The sequence below is a fragment of the Dysgonomonas reticulitermitis genome, assembly GCF_054601275.1.
Genome location: NZ_BAAHWU010000033.1, coordinates 19,145 through 33,867, shown reverse-complemented (window position 1 = coordinate 33,867; position 14,723 = coordinate 19,145). Strand labels below are relative to the sequence as shown.

The 14,723-nt window shown below is 36.3% G+C and carries 15 protein-coding genes; all 15 read right to left on the bottom strand.

Annotated elements, in window-relative coordinates; genetic code table 11:
* Positions 1–97: 97 nt before the first annotated feature.
* Entirely contained in the window at positions 98–484 is a 387-nt protein-coding gene (locus tag ACYPZI_RS11675) for a plasmid mobilization protein (protein ID WP_459601780.1), read from the bottom strand.
* 145 nt (positions 485–629) lie between these two features.
* Positions 630–1,061 (bottom strand): DUF3408 domain-containing protein, encoded by a 432-nt coding sequence (locus ACYPZI_RS11670; RefSeq protein ID WP_459601778.1) that lies wholly within the window; start codon positions 1,059–1,061, stop codon positions 630–632.
* A complete protein-coding gene (locus ACYPZI_RS11665; RefSeq protein ID WP_459601776.1) occupies positions 1,039–1,440 on the bottom strand; it encodes a helix-turn-helix domain-containing protein in 402 nt (133 codons plus the stop codon). Before ACYPZI_RS11665 ends, ACYPZI_RS11670 begins: the two co-directional genes overlap by 23 nt.
* 241 nt (positions 1,441–1,681) lie before the next feature.
* Positions 1,682–3,154, bottom strand: coding sequence for a hypothetical protein (locus ACYPZI_RS11660; protein ID WP_459601774.1), 1,473 nt, complete (start codon positions 3,152–3,154; stop codon positions 1,682–1,684).
* An 11-nt stretch (positions 3,155–3,165) separates the two neighbouring features.
* Positions 3,166–4,176, bottom strand: coding sequence for a nucleotidyl transferase AbiEii/AbiGii toxin family protein (locus ACYPZI_RS11655; protein WP_459601772.1), 1,011 nt, complete (start codon positions 4,174–4,176; stop codon positions 3,166–3,168).
* On the bottom strand, positions 4,160–4,780 hold the full coding sequence (locus tag ACYPZI_RS11650) for a DUF6088 family protein (protein ID WP_459601770.1): 621 nt from the start codon (positions 4,778–4,780) through the stop codon (positions 4,160–4,162). Before ACYPZI_RS11650 ends, ACYPZI_RS11655 begins: the two co-directional genes overlap by 17 nt.
* A 51-nt stretch (positions 4,781–4,831) precedes the next feature.
* Complete coding sequence (locus ACYPZI_RS11645) at positions 4,832–6,067, bottom strand: tyrosine-type recombinase/integrase (RefSeq protein WP_459601768.1); 1,236 nt, start codon at positions 6,065–6,067, stop codon at positions 4,832–4,834.
* Positions 6,068–6,421: 354 nt separating this feature from the next.
* Positions 6,422–6,637 (bottom strand): hypothetical protein, encoded by a 216-nt coding sequence (locus ACYPZI_RS11640; protein WP_459601766.1) that lies wholly within the window; start codon positions 6,635–6,637, stop codon positions 6,422–6,424.
* 39 nt (positions 6,638–6,676) lie between these two features.
* The gene (locus ACYPZI_RS11635; RefSeq protein WP_459601764.1) at positions 6,677–7,654 is read right to left on the bottom strand and encodes an AlbA family DNA-binding domain-containing protein; all 978 of its coding nucleotides are present in this window, start codon (positions 7,652–7,654) and stop codon (positions 6,677–6,679) included.
* Between the two features lie 147 nt (positions 7,655–7,801).
* The gene (locus tag ACYPZI_RS11630; RefSeq protein WP_459601762.1) at positions 7,802–9,793 is read right to left on the bottom strand and encodes a DUF262 domain-containing protein; all 1,992 of its coding nucleotides are present in this window, start codon (positions 9,791–9,793) and stop codon (positions 7,802–7,804) included.
* A gap of 18 nt (positions 9,794–9,811) precedes the next feature.
* Positions 9,812–10,015 (bottom strand): helix-turn-helix domain-containing protein, encoded by a 204-nt coding sequence (locus tag ACYPZI_RS11625; protein WP_459601760.1) that lies wholly within the window; start codon positions 10,013–10,015, stop codon positions 9,812–9,814.
* 50 nt (positions 10,016–10,065) lie between these two features.
* Complete coding sequence (locus tag ACYPZI_RS11620) at positions 10,066–10,485, bottom strand: GNAT family N-acetyltransferase (RefSeq protein WP_459601758.1); 420 nt, start codon at positions 10,483–10,485, stop codon at positions 10,066–10,068.
* 159 nt (positions 10,486–10,644) lie between these two features.
* Positions 10,645–11,178, bottom strand: a complete 534-nt coding sequence (locus tag ACYPZI_RS11615) for a flavin reductase (protein ID WP_459601756.1) — start codon at positions 11,176–11,178, stop codon at positions 10,645–10,647.
* 19 nt (positions 11,179–11,197) lie between these two features.
* Complete coding sequence (locus ACYPZI_RS11610; RefSeq protein ID WP_459601754.1) at positions 11,198–13,969, bottom strand: S9 family peptidase; 2,772 nt, start codon at positions 13,967–13,969, stop codon at positions 11,198–11,200.
* A gap of 16 nt (positions 13,970–13,985) precedes the next feature.
* Positions 13,986–14,714, bottom strand: coding sequence for a porin family protein (locus tag ACYPZI_RS11605; protein ID WP_459601752.1), 729 nt, complete (start codon positions 14,712–14,714; stop codon positions 13,986–13,988).
* Between the last annotated feature and the right edge of the window lie 9 nt (positions 14,715–14,723).

The window sequence follows — 14,723 nt, the reverse complement described above, 5'->3', positions numbered from 1 at the left end:
GATCTACGAAATCTTACAGGTTCTTGGAATATCCCTACTAGATAAAGCATCTGTAAATGAGATACTTACTGAACACGATTACAAAAACGCCAAAGAACTAAATTATAAACAGCTGAAAATCAGATGGGAATAAGTGCCCAGCAATGATGTTTTGAATATCATCTAAGACCGATTTTGATTCATTTTCGAGTTGTTCAAGGCTTGTAAAACGTGCTGTTTTAACTAATTGGTTCAAATTATTACCCATATTCGACAGGCTTTTGAGTAAGTCTACGTCTTCTTTTTTGAGTGCTTCAACAATCTTAGCATTTAATACAGCATCGTGACAATAGATACTTAGAGGCAGTTTTGCCTTCTTCGCCCTGTGCTTAATCGCATAGAGTTCAGGCTCGGAAAAACAGACTCCTACGGTTTTGCTTTTCCGGCTTACGGAAGTCTTTGGGGGACGTCCTCCTTTCTTATTATCCGGACTCTTCTTCTCCATAAAATTGTCGACCAACGGGAGCAATTTTTCCTTTGGCGGTCAGCCAAAGCGAGGGTTTTCATGTAATGAAAACATAACCTCGCTACGCTAACATGGCAAAGGGTGGCTTACATCCCAAGCGGTACGCTTACTTTACTTGGTTTGCTTACAACTTTTTCCAACTTTCGACATCTTCCTTGTATTCTTCTAAGTGTTGAGTTACCAGATTCTCTACAAAGCCTGAAACGCTTGATTTTTCTGTACCGAGTTTACGGACTATACCGACTATCTTCTCCCGAAGTCCATTGCTGATAAATACGGTTTTACGATCGGTAATCTTAGGAACTGAAAGAAAGGTTTGTTGATAGTCCGATAATCCGGCTTTACGTTGTTTAGAGGATACAGCCTTCTTTGTTGACTGAAGTGGCAAACTGTTTTTTTCTGACACTGTATTATCTGTAGCCTGAGTGTTTACAGTTGTCTCACTGTCCAGAGGCTGTTCAATGGGTGCAGTAGAATTACTTAATCCATTTTGAGGATTGATATAATCATCTACATTGAAATCCTCTACTTTTTTATTTTTTGAATTTTGACTCATCGTATTGTTTATTTAGTTGTTTTGATGTTTTATTAGTAGATTTCTTTCTGGCACTTTCAGCTATAGCCAAGAGTGTCTGATCCGAATTTGAGGAAGGGGTTGTCTGCCCATCTATCCATTTGAGTAGTTCGGTACGTGAGAATACAATCCTACGCCCGAAATAACGGAATGGGAGTTGCTTATTGGCTGTCATCTTATAAAGCCTCGATTTGCTAAGCTTATAGCCATTTTCGGAAAGAAAAGCCAAAGCTTGTTCTACACAGCAGTTATCGGGAATTTTTTGTGGCTTTGTTTCCGGCTCTGATGGGAAGGCATTCTTTACTGCTTTGTGAACAATCTCTTCTAATTGTTCGGGAGTTGTTAAAATAAATTCTTTCATATAGTCCGATTTTAATAATTGATACTTGCAAGCGTCCTTGTTTTACTCGTCCGAGTCTGCAAGCAAAGTTAAATCGGCTTTATATGAAGAGTTTTATGAATTATCCAACTGGGAGAGGTATTCTCACATTATTTTATTCATGTTATATATTTCTATCTATCAAATACATACATGTAAAAAAAGAGCCGAAAGGTATCTTTCGGCTCTGTGAATCAGTATGAATTATCGTTTATTGATTTTCTTATTCGGGGAAGATGTCGGCTACTGCTTTTATAAATCTGCGGTGATTATATACTCCGTCTTTTTCTATAAATTGATTGGAATAAGAGGAATGTGATAAGCCATAAACATTAAGAAAGGGAATCAGCCATTCTTTTTCATACCTATAGGTCGATACATCGGTTCTGTTTTTCCAAATTCGTTTGAGCAGATAATAGAACTGGGTCTTGTCTTTGATCTCAAATACTTCTACTTTTTGTATAGTGGTTGTAAAAACATTCAGAAATTCTAAGACGGATATGTCTTCCCAAAGGGTATTATTAAATTCTTCGTGTACTTGTATCAGGATGGATAGTTTCGTTATACAATCCGGACGTAATTTTTCTTTGTATATTATGCCACTCGATTCTACTTCCACTCTGCCGTCAGCCAATTGATTATTTTCAGTCTCTTTATTTTCTGTGGGTTTATCAATTGTGGCAGGCTCAGCTATCTCCTCTTTGACAATAGTTTCTGCTCTTTCTGTTTCTTCTGTATCAGGTTCAGAACTTATTTCAGCTTCTGTTTCAACAATTGATCTTTCTTCTTTATCTAATTCCCGAACAAAGAATATACTGCTTAATAATAGAATCAAGTGTTCAAATTGAGGTAAAGCCGTTAGATCGGTATAATCGTTTATTGAATTCTTTTCAAACTTCCAATCGTATGTAGATGAATATTTGGAGTAGTTAAACTCAATATACCGGGCATAGTCGGATAGATTTAGTTTTTCGAGCATATCGGATAAGATATACCCTGTTATGTGTCTTTTGTCGATGCTTGGTTTTCCAAGCAGATAATCGGAAACGAAGTTACGGTCACAAAAGTCAGTGGATAGTTCTATGGCTTTACTTATATATTCAGCCTTATATTGCTGAGTAAGTTTGCCTGTTTCATTTTCTGAAACAATCCGTTTACGGTTATTAAAATCTCTGAGTAATTGTTTTGTATAGGGAGTGGTTACTACTGGTATAAAGTGATAGAGCCTCCAAAGAATATAATTATTGTCTTTGAAATAGTACTCCGGCAAGTTTGTCATAACATCTTCAAAGCCTTTATAGACAATAGGTCTTTCAAATTCATCCCGATCTTTGAAGACTTCATCTCTTATGAACTGATAGGTGTTGAAAGATAGTTCTTCGAGTTGTTTGGTTATTGGGTATTCGTTGTATAGTTGTCTGATAATGGGGTTATATTCGACTAGCAAGTCACTGTTGGCTTCGCTCAGGAATAGCAGACGGTTGATTGAACAGGTAAAGTCTTCGGGGGATGCTTCTCTTCTTGATAGATTATGTTGAACTTCGGATTTAAGTTGATTGAAATCCGGCAAGGCACTTTCAAGGGATAGGTGTATTTTTCTTTTACCGGCACAGGTTTCTTTATTGGATTTTATCTGATATTTAATCAGACTATTGTATTGTTCTATGTAATAAAGGGTCTCTTTGATAGTATCCATAATCGTAAGTTTTAATCCAAACTAACTTTCCTAAAACTATTGTTCAATTCTTTTATTTTCTCAATTAGCTTATCAAAAGATAATGAATCTCCATAAATCATAGATGATTGCATTTTACTATAGTCATCTCTCCACTTCGATAACACCTCGCTTGGAGGAACAAAAGAAATCGCTTGTGGTAGTAAAGTTTTATAATCAAAGTCTTTCAATCCAATAAACTTCTTGCGATGCTCTATTACAGCCTTATACAATTCTGTATCATCTAAAGCCTCTTTCGCTATCTCTGTATCCATCAATTTTCCTAAATCGTAAATATGCCGAGACATTCTATCTACACGAATGTCATCAGATATCTTTTGAAATTCTTCATGCAACAAACATGCCTTTTCCAAAAATGTACGCTTAGGAGATACTGCTTCTATTTCAAAGTTTTCCTCTGCAAAACTAGCTTGGGGATAGGTTTGTGATATAATCGAATTTATTTCTATTTTCTCTTTTGGCTCATTCATTGATCTGCCACTAACTTCAACTAATACTTTATTCTGAATATAGTCAGCCTCAGAAAATACCGACTTGTAGTGGATTTCTATAATTTCAGGATCTGTTGTGGTTACAGTTGTTATGTTAACAGTAATTGAAAATAAAGATTTATCTATACCCAAGTTAACTAACTGTGTGGATAATTCTGTAGTCAATATATCTCTAGTGAAAGTACATGATGCTCGTCTAAGCTTATCACTAATTTGAGTTTTTGATAATTCTCCACCAAAGCCTAAGTATTCTCTATCAACTGCAATGTCTACATCTTCTGAGAATCTTTGTATTAGGTTCCAACATTTACTCAATGACGTGCCACCCTTAAATGATAGGCTACTTGCAAATGGAGTTGAGAACAAGGCTTTCAATACCATAGTTACCCACCAATCTTTTTCAATGGAAGCAGAGGATAAATATGTTTTACTTTCTATATCCTTAATTATATTTACTCTTCTTTCTTCTTCGACATTAAGCCAGCGATTCATTATCTGAGGTGTTTATGAGTGATAAAATAACATCTGTAATCCAACGGGGGGCAATGTAGGCATCCGATATTACAACTTCTCTTGATTCTAGTTCCAACATTTTTCTAATCTGCTCCAACTCTTCATGTCTTACTTTATCTTTCCCTATTTCTTTTAATGCAGAAACGACAAGCGGAGTTATTCTTCCTTTAAAGGAAAAATTTACAGGTGCAGTTTGTTTAAATGTAATAGTTTGTTTTGCAACCTTTATTTTACGAGGAATCCCATCTGTCAGGTAAATAACATTCATCGGCACTTGCGTTGAAAGCCCTAAACTATTTAATGCAAATAATCCTGTCGGAATTATTCTTGACTTATCCCTTTTCGAAATAGCCTGAGCTACATCATCTACAGATGGATATAATATGCCTAATTCCTTGTCAATAATAGGATATAAATAGACTCCTCTTGATATCCGAATAATAGTCCCCTCTTTGCATATGCGAGAAAGAGCTTTTCGAACAGAATCATTACTTCCTAAATGATCAAACTCTTCGGGGAAGAAAATTCTTCCTCGTTTGAAATTTTGGATTATATCTAATACCTGTTGATGAATTGATTGCATCTTTTATTTTTATTATGTCACAAAAGTATGAGATTTTTGTGACAAACTTTATTAATCCTCTCCAAAATTAGTAAGAAATGCAGCATTTTTAATTCTTTCTTCTTTTTCAAATGAAGCAAGATAAGTTTCTGTGGTCTTTAAATCGCTATGCCCTAAGCTTTCAGATATATACGCAATATTCGCCCCACTCCTTTTCAATACACTGGCAAAAGAATGTCTGGCATTATAAGTACTTAATCCCGATATACCAATAGCCTCGCCTATTTTCTTCAACCGCTTATTGATGCGGTGAGTCACATCCTGAATTGTTCTTTTCTGCTGTAAAGGTGTTTCATCTCCTGTGAGAAAAGGGAATATGTAATTATTAGGACTTTTATCCGGATTTCCCCACTTCTCTATTATTTGTTTCATTTCTGCTGTTAACAAAGCCTCTATCTCTTTTTTCTCTTTAGATGTATGAATTGTCTTAGCACGATAAAAATGAATTTCATCGCCATCTATATTAGAATATTTAAGCTTTAACATATCATTTACATTGATACCATTACACAAATAAGAAAAAAACCATAAATCCCGATAACGCTCTGTCGCCTCAAAACCATCTGTGAAATTTATAATCTGTTTTATCTGCTGCAAACTTAGTGCTAGCTTTCTTCCTTTACCTGAAGGGACTTCGTATTTTCCTCGACCAAAAGGATATTGAGCTTCTTTAATTATTCCAATTGTTTTAGCATCATTGAATAATGCTCTAATACATCTGATATAGATTGAAATAGTAGTGTAACTTTTACCATCTTCAACCATTGCTTTTTCGTATCGCTTCAACCAATCGATTGTTACAGAATCAAAAGTCACTTTGCTTCCTGCATATTTTTCTAAATATCTAAATGCAGAAGTATATACATCTGAATTACCTATTGAGCCAGACTCTATCAATGTATCTATTTTTGCTTTAAATGCCATATTTAGTGTATCACCTGTACATTTTCCTAAATACATGTTTAAAGCATCGAAAGAAAAACGTCCTTCGCTCTCTAAAGTTTGAACCGCATCCCTAACTTTTTCAAATGAAATTTGCAGGTCTTTTTTTATATTCAGTAACTCAGAACTCTTCGTTTTTTCAATTTTCTCCCAATCTTGTACACACAAACTCTTTCCAGTCGAATAATATTTCCGATCTCGTTTGTATGTTATTCGAATCTTTACAGGATAGTTCCCTGCCTTGATTTCTCGGCGATTATCAAGAAATAATGAGATACTAATTCCATTTAAAACATAAGCATCCATAAGCCTTTCAAGTATTCTGTGTGCAAATTTTTACGTACACACAATTTGCACACAAGTATACGAAATATTTGAAAATAAACAACTATAAACTAATGTTAAAAATTCATATATTCATTGTATATCAATATATTATATAACAGATGAAAAGTATTGAAAACAGAAGAAAGTGAAAAATTATGCTTTGGGAGCAGGGGGTCCCAGGTTCGAATCCTGGTATCCCGACATATATGACCTAACTATCAGATAGCTAGGTCTTTTTGTTTCCGCTATGGTTTCCGTTTTATTTGGAAAAAGGAAATATATACACAAAAGGGCTGAATTATTATCCAATCCTAATAAGTAGTATTATTGAAATTATTTCTTTTTATATATATCTATTGCGGTTGCAATTAAATCTTTTGCAGTATCCAAAATTGCATTTTCCTCTTTGCTCAACTTAATCTTTTGTGTAATAGGACTCTTATATATTGATGTTACTGAATTTACTATCATTTCATCTTTTAATTCTTCTTTCTGTATAATGTCTGAATATGCTTTAATGGTTAAAGCGACACTCGCTCGCGCGGACATTTTGTCCGTGTGTTGCCCGAAAGGGCAAATCTCTTTTTGCTACGCAACACTCAGACGGGACGTCTGCGCGAGCGGGGGAATCATGCTATTGACCAAGGCTTCACGCAAAACACGAGCCGGAAGCCCATTACTACCCGCTTGCAATTCACCTTCGGGCAATACAAAGCCTTTGGGTAAATCATCGGACACAAGACTAAAAGCCCTTTGCACCATTTCGAGCATCGAGCCTCGCATATCTACGGTAGTGAATCGGTTGTCGGGGTCTTCAATCCATGTATTGCCCGGCACTCGGATATAATCTACCCGAACCATGGGAAGCAAACGTCTGTGTGATGCTCGTTTGCCAAATATCAATAACCCTGCATACGTCAAATAGAATTTGTCCGCTTCCTTTTTAAGGCAAGCCAAAGACTGCAACAATTCAATGTCATCATACTGTAATTCCTCAGCGTAAGGATTTACTTTTGACCGCAGGTTGCGATAGAGAGCAACGGCATCTTCACTGATGTCGTCCAAGCCGGAATCTTTGATAATGCTGCTGTCTAATTCGTCTTCTTGATGATAAAAGACAAACAAATCGTCGTCGGTACAACGTTGGTCGCTGGAACCGATTCGTCTGTATGCACCTCGTGGCAAACCTTGGTTTTTGAAATAGACAGGTTTCTGTGAAGCTGGAAGTTCCGGAACAAAGACAAGCATTACATTCTTTCCGCCTATCGTTTCTACTTTGATGTCTGGTCGGATAGGTAGATTGAATGAATCAGCGCATTGTGAACTCAAATCCAATTGCAATTTGTCAGGGTCGCTTATTCCGGTAACGATGTATTGCCACGTTTCGTCCTTTTCTACTCGTTCCACACCCAACAGCAAATACCCTCCACCCAAATTAGGTTCATTGGAAAAAGAGTTTACCGTTTCCATGACAGACTTGTCGATTTCGCCTGCTCGTTTCGCCTCAAGGCTCACTGATTCATCTGAGAGATTGAGTTGTTCTAATAATTCGTTGATGTCTGTCATATTTACTATAAACTTAAATTTTATTCTTTTATCATCCTTTGATTTCAGGTAATGGAATATCTATTGTCGAAACTTGGTTGCTCCATTATCGTCTTGATATAGTATGCTACTGCTGTCTGTTGATTGTAATTTATTATAGTTCTTGAATTACGCATTCATTCTTTTATAAATAAGGGGGCGTATATTCTCATCAAGTATTATTTTCTTTCCATATTTTACTATGCCCAAATCAATTTTATCTATTGCGTCTTCAATAGTTGCGAATCGAATAGTCTCTTTATTTATAGTCTTCATATTTTCTTCTCCTAATACAACTTCATTAGGAAATAAAGAAGATTCATATATAAAAGTACAGATATTACCTATTGTTTCTTTAATTAGCACAATATTTCCTCCTTCTGATGTATATTCTAATAATGTTTCCATTATGCTTTTATCTTCATTCAAACTCTCATTAAAAAAAGTTTTTAATCTTAAAATAAAACTATCATTCCGTTTTTTAATATCATCTTTATTCCAATCTTCATTAGGCATTCGAGATAGAGACAAAATCTCTTTTATATTTGATTTTGCATACTGTGTCTTTTTCTTATCAAAATAGCCATTTCTTGCTTCAATATTTAATTTAGATTCAAAAGTAATTTTATTACCAAACATGTTTAAGTATATATCAGCATCTTCTTTTGTCCAAGTAAAATGATTTGAATCCCATTTCCTTGGGAAAATATGTTCAATTTGAAAATTATTTGGAATAAGTTCTTGCTCTTTGTCAAACAAATAAGCATGTAATAATATCATTGGTTTAGATATCTTTGATGAAGAAAACGTTGATATTCTTTGATCAAAATCACTTTTTATCATTAATTCCAATCCTGTTGATCCACTATTCAACGTTTCAATACAAGAGGCAAATATTGTATCTTTTATTGCATTTACTGTTGGATTTTCGACAAATCTCACAAACAGAAACGCCAATAATCTTCTTAAATAAGCAGGCATTAGTTCTTTTGTATCTTTCCCATTATCACGACAATAACAATAAAATACCGTTGTAGGATATTTCCAGTATTCATTGGGATAACAAGTTAAACAATGAATGTATTGTTTGGATTCTAATGTACAATAATCATCTTTATATAGATTTAATAATTTCCAAAATTCAGCTAAATCAGTTAAATCTTTCATTATATTGGCGTTTTTTAATCTTGAGTATTGCTTATCATCTCCATGATAAAACTTTCTCAAACCTACTTCCTTTGATTTATCCTTATTTTTTGCTCTTATTACATGAGTATAATAACGGAATAAATCATCAAGGCTGATTTTAGCATCTTCAACAATTTCAGACAGTTTTTTCCAATCTTCTGTAAACTTATTCTTTTCTTCATCAGTTTTCTGAAATTTATACAATTGCGCCTTAAAAATATCAGAATCAGACAACGGCATCCCTCTATCGTTTAATGTTGAGAAAATAGTTAATGCTGAATCTAAATCTTTACATTCAATTGGTAAAACAATACATTGCTTTAATATACAAAGGCATAATTCTTTCCAATCTAAGGCGTAATTTTGGGCATACTCATTACATTGGTCATAAAAGTAGGCATAATTTTGGGCATAAATAGATTTTGAAGTAAGTTGCTTTTCTCCTGTTTTTAAAATAGTATGAAATATTTCATTGTCACTATCTATCGCAACCATAGACTTAATATGGATGAGTGATTTGTCTTTTACTTTTTGAGACATTTCATTCACGTCCCAGATACAAGGTGCAATTTGGTTCATCAATCCCTTTATTTCATCATCATCCGGCATCTCTTTTTGCATTATTTCTAATTTTGTATAAAATGCACGCAATAACAAGAATAGAGAAGTTAGCCTCTGTTGTCCATCTATAATAGCAACACCTTCATCTGAATCGCAAGAAACAATCGTCCCAAGAAAATAATCTTCGCTTTGCTTCCCTTTTGTTTCCAAATGAAAGGTTTTTATATCGTTCCACAGAACATCACACTTTTCAATATCCCATTTGTATGGTCGTTGATATTCAGGAATCACAAAAATTTTACCCTTAGATTCGTTCAACGTATCAGTTAACAACTGATAAATGCTTTTTCTGCTTACATTAAGTTCTGCCATAGCTATACATTACTTTTATTATTTGTCTTTGTTATCTATTATCAATTCTTTCACACTCACTTGCAATATATCAGCAATCTGATTCAGGACTTCCAACGTCGGCTGTTTTCGATTACAAGAATACGCATTGACCATACTGAAACTCTTACCGAGTTTCTCCGCCAACCATATCTGCTTGATTCCTTTTTCATCAAGGACTTCTTTTATTCTGTTTAGTTCCATATTAAAAAATCGCTACACTATATTAGTCCGCAAATATAGTGAAAAATATGCTATAAAAATAATTCTTTGACAGAAATATTATAGTTATCACTGCTCTCCTTGTGCCTCCGAAACCCATGTTTCAACCCAAAAGCAGTACTTTTCTCATTGGTACACTCCAATCCAATATACTTATACCTATGCTCTTTGGCTACTTTCGAGATAAACCGAAGAAAATCAGTACCATGTCCGATACGTTCCTCTTGGAAGCCCAAGCGGGCAATAACAATCGTGTGTGCAAACCAAAGTCCTTCCATGTCCATCAAACGCAGATACAAATTAATGGGTTTCGTCCGAACATCAATCGTCCGATTGCCTACTCCAAACATCGCCTCATCGCTTGTAAATCCAAACCGCTCTTTCACTCGCTCGCGCGGACATTTTGTCCGTGTGTTGCCCGAAAGGGCAAATCTCTTTTTGCTACGCAACACTCAGACGGGACGTTTGCGCGAGCGGGGGGCAACGAAGGATCTCATTCCTCAGGAAAAGAGATGTTTCACTCCGTTCAACATGACTCAAATAGATATAAGAAAATACTTTTGAGACAGCCTCTTTTATTTTGACCGGTTTTTGTGATTTTTGATTTATTCCTATCTTTTTACCCAAATATGGGTGATTTCCCCAAATAGGTATTTGCGATAGTTACTTGCTTCTTTGTAAGCTTCGTTTAAATAGTCTTTCGCTTCTTGCGTATAAAAATCATCCAGATTAGGAGTCGTGAGTTGTGTCAACCTGCATTCAAAGATCAGCCTGGCTTCTTCGAAAGATATATTTCCGCTAGGAGTTTGAATACTTGTCAACTCAACTTCTTTCATTTTCTTGTTATCCCTTCCCGATTTACTTCCCAAAAAGAGCATTTGTTCTTTATATTCGTTCGGAAAGTAAGATAGCGTATAGGTTTGCTCCTTTTCAATCATTTCAAGGGTATAACGGTCAGCCCGGAGAAGGCACCAGGTGGCAGGCTTCCTGAAAAGCATTCCGAAGCCACCGCCACTACCTATCATAGAGTTATAATGATCTTTTTTGCCTGCCGTGATAGCGAAAAAATCTTTTCCTACCAATGTAAATACATTGTCATGTATCTCTTCAGGTGATATTTGTTTAAATAGCTGATCAAAATTCATCTTCTTTTATTGTGATAAATTACTCAAATTCAAATCCGTAAGTTCGTCCTTTTTCTGTTGCCGGAACACCGGTTTTCATCCATACAGGCATAGGGTCTCCTTTCAGATAATGATCGAAAAATTGTTGCAGACGTATGCTTAAGTCTTTCGTGTTTTTGCGCTCTTTCAAATTATGAGCTTCATTGTTATACTGAAGTAGCCATACCGGTTTCCCTAAACGGCGCAAGGCCATAAAGTATTCTACTCCCTGATACCAAGGCACAGCCCCATCCTTGTCGTTATGCATAATCAGTAAAGGTGTCTGTACCTTATCAGCAAAGAATATAGGCGAGTTTTCTTTGTATAACCCGGGAGCTTCCCACATGGTCGCGCCAATACGGGATTGCGTTTGCTCATACTGGAACTGCCGGCTCATACCACTTTCCCAACGGATACCTCCATAGGCGCTGAACATATTGGATACAGGAGCGCCTGCTCCGGCAGCTTTGAACATATCGGTGCGTGTCACCAGATAAGCTGTCTGGTATCCACCCCAGCTTTGACCTTGTATCGCCATATTATCTTTGTCTACCCATGTATTCTTAGCCAGTTCCTGCGCTCCCGACACAATAGAGTTGTACGCGCTTTCGCCCGGATGACCTGTCGTATACTGTATGTCGGGTGTAAATACGATGTACCCTCTGCTACAGAAGAATGGTATGTTTATAATCGAGCGGCTCGGCGCCGGGGCAAAGTATTGATACAGGTTATCCGTATGTTTCTCGTAGAAGTAGATCATTACCGGATACTTTTTGTTTGGGTCGAAATCTTCCGGTTTATAAACGATTCCCTGTGTCGGTTTGCCGTCGAATGTTGTCCACGACATCAACTCGGCAGTCCCCCAATTGTAATCTTTCATTTGAGGATTTACATCTGTTAGTTTGGCGTCGGTTTTCCATTGATTCGATGTTACATAAAGGTCGGGAAATGTATTGAAATTCCCTTTTGTAAAGCAATAAACATCTTTGTCCTTTGCTTTCACCGGAAGCGAATAGGTATATTTTCCTATTACCAATGGCTTGACTGTGCCTTTTACCAATTCGTAGTAACCGGTCTCTTTGGTCGTTTCATCAAAAGCCGAAAGAAGTAGCTTTTCGTTTGATTTCATAAATCTGCTTTCCGGATCGGTTTTTATATAACGTAACTTTATTTTTTTGTCCCGTCCTGCGTTTCCGGTAATATTTTCAGGTGTTTTTACTCCGTCCGGGTCCAGTTTCCAGATGTCATAAGCATCATAAACCAGTATGGCTTCGTCATTCTCCATCCATGCTGCATATCCATATGGACGAGGTAACGATGGTGTGTCGTTTTTCTCATCCCAGAAGTTGATATTGAGTTGATTGGTAAGACAAACTTCCTTATCACTTTTCAACGAATAAGAATAATATTGTTTATCCGCGGGATTATACCAAACCAAGTAATTCCCTTGAGGTGATAGAACCGGATTCCCTGATAATCCTGTTTTTATCTGTTTTTTAGTATTGTTGTCCAAATCGAATATCCAAACATCGTTTTTCAGACCGGCATCCGCGCTCCATTGCGTTTCCAACCTATATTTCAGATCGGATAATCCTAGAGCAAATCTGCCATTTCCCTCATCTGAAAGCCTCACTTCGGGAACATCTTCCGTTGCCAGCCGGTAAAATTTATTCTCATTGGTCAGGTCGATGTATGAAAGAAATGTTTCTTTTTGCTTTCTGGCCAGTTGTACCAATTGTTGTGGTTGTATAAGAGGTTCCTGCCAATGCCATATGTCGAGTTGGGCTTTTTCGAAATCGGGGATGGTGGTGTCTTTCGGTAACACAATTGGCGCTGTTCCTAAGAATAATCTCTTTTCGTCTTTACTGAATGCCGGATTATAATTTTCACTAACATTCCATTTGTCCGGCATACCGAATGTGCTCTTATCCGCGACGACAAACGCAGAGTCTTTTGTATTGTCGAAATAGAATAGATTGTAATCTTTTATTTCTTTTTTCAAACTATCGGCAGTAGCCAGAAAAGTAAGCTTGCTCCCGCTTTCGGAAAGAGAGAGGCTTTTATATATTTTCTGATTTACAGAGACTATTCTTTTATTCAGGTTATTTAAATCTATCAGACCTACACCCGGTTTATTGATTGTATCCTTTGCTCCCGGCTTTAGTATATAAGCAAAGCCTTTTCCGTTCCGGCTGAAAATATATTCGGTCGTATGTTTGATCGTATCTTCTTTTCCGGAATACAAGTTGTGCAAAACCAAAGTGCCGGCTTTTATATCTTTTTTGTCTTTCACTTTTACCGAATCGTCTAAGATATAAGCCACATAATCGGAAAAATCTTTACCTAATTTGTAGCTCTTTACATTCGGAATTTTAAGTACTGAGAAACTCTCAAGGGAGATAATAGCCAGTGAATCTTTCGGCATTTTCTCTTCGGCTGTTTTCTTTATTTTCGCCTGACGGGTAACAGCGAATGGAGCTTTGATCTGCACTACAATGTACTTCTGATCCGGAGTAACAGAGTAAGCATATCCGCGTGGGACAGCTAAATCTTTCTGCGTTTTCAGATTCTTTACCAGCAGATAGTCATCTCCCTCCTGTTCTTTTACAACGATGGCAGTATATTTGCCGTCATTTGTTACGTTGATATTGGAAATGCTTTTCCATGAATCGTAAACGCTGTGGTCTAATACCTTTTTTTGTGCAATTCCGAACAGTGCATTTAATAATGCAAAGCTAAGAAACGCACATCTGAAACATGTCTTTCCTTTCATAATAGCTGCATGAAGATTAGAATTTATAACCTATCCCTATATAATTGGTTGAATTGTGATATGATGTTCTATTCCGATATTCGTATGATAAATCATCGAAAAATAAATCATGCGTTTTTATCATATTGGTAAACCCATACTCATAGCCTAGTATAAACATTATTTTGGGCAATTCGAATTGAAATTCCATGTTCATTCCTATGTCGGCCTTGTTACATATGTCCGAGGAAAAACTTCCTACCTTTATGGATGGCCTATATATCATACCTCCTGCGCCTGGAGAAACATATGATCCAGATACAATGTTACCTCCTACGCCATAAGCAACATATGGTCCAAATGCAATGTTGAAAGAATTGTTCCATTTTTTGAAGTCAAACTTATAAGCAAAGAGTAAAGGTATTTGCATGTATAAAGTATTCAGCGATAAATTTTCTATTTCGGTACCGATATTTATTTCTTTCTGCTTTGAACCTTTTGCGCTAAAGTTCAAATTAGGTTGGAAGTAAAATTTCTTTCCAAGAGGGATGTCGGCAGCGATACCTAAATTAAAGCCGACCTTAGATTTTTCTGTTCCATAGTAGTCATTGTCTTTGTCGGAGACGGCTATTGTAGAAAAGTTTAGTCCGCCTTTGATTATGAACTGTGTTTTCTTAGCCAATCCTTCATTCGTTTGAGAAAAGGCGACAGAGGAGCACAAACAAAACAGGATTGAAAGTACTAGTACATTCTTTAGCTTTTTCATAGTAGTAAG

Coding starts and splice junctions, on each gene's coding strand:
- ACYPZI_RS11610 (WP_459601754.1), bottom strand. CDS start 13,969: ATGAAAGGAAAGACATGTTTCAGATGTGCGTTTCTTAGCTTTGCATTA.
- ACYPZI_RS11655 (WP_459601772.1), bottom strand. CDS start 4,176: ATGAATCGCTGGCTTAATGTCGAAGAAGAAAGAAGAGTAAATATAATT.
- ACYPZI_RS11615 (WP_459601756.1), bottom strand. CDS start 11,178: ATGAATTTTGATCAGCTATTTAAACAAATATCACCTGAAGAGATACAT.
- ACYPZI_RS11665 (WP_459601776.1), bottom strand. CDS start 1,440: ATGAAAGAATTTATTTTAACAACTCCCGAACAATTAGAAGAGATTGTT.
- ACYPZI_RS11640 (WP_459601766.1), bottom strand. CDS start 6,637: ATGTCCGCGCGAGCGAGTGTCGCTTTAACCATTAAAGCATATTCAGAC.
- ACYPZI_RS11635 (WP_459601764.1), bottom strand. CDS start 7,654: ATGACAGACATCAACGAATTATTAGAACAACTCAATCTCTCAGATGAA.
- ACYPZI_RS11670 (WP_459601778.1), bottom strand. CDS start 1,061: ATGAGTCAAAATTCAAAAAATAAAAAAGTAGAGGATTTCAATGTAGAT.
- ACYPZI_RS11605 (WP_459601752.1), bottom strand. CDS start 14,714: ATGAAAAAGCTAAAGAATGTACTAGTACTTTCAATCCTGTTTTGTTTG.
- ACYPZI_RS11625 (WP_459601760.1), bottom strand. CDS start 10,015: ATGGAACTAAACAGAATAAAAGAAGTCCTTGATGAAAAAGGAATCAAG.
- ACYPZI_RS11675 (WP_459601780.1), bottom strand. CDS start 484: ATGGAGAAGAAGAGTCCGGATAATAAGAAAGGAGGACGTCCCCCAAAG.
- ACYPZI_RS11630 (WP_459601762.1), bottom strand. CDS start 9,793: ATGGCAGAACTTAATGTAAGCAGAAAAAGCATTTATCAGTTGTTAACT.
- ACYPZI_RS11645 (WP_459601768.1), bottom strand. CDS start 6,067: ATGGATGCTTATGTTTTAAATGGAATTAGTATCTCATTATTTCTTGAT.
- ACYPZI_RS11660 (WP_459601774.1), bottom strand. CDS start 3,154: ATGGATACTATCAAAGAGACCCTTTATTACATAGAACAATACAATAGT.
- ACYPZI_RS11650 (WP_459601770.1), bottom strand. CDS start 4,780: ATGCAATCAATTCATCAACAGGTATTAGATATAATCCAAAATTTCAAA.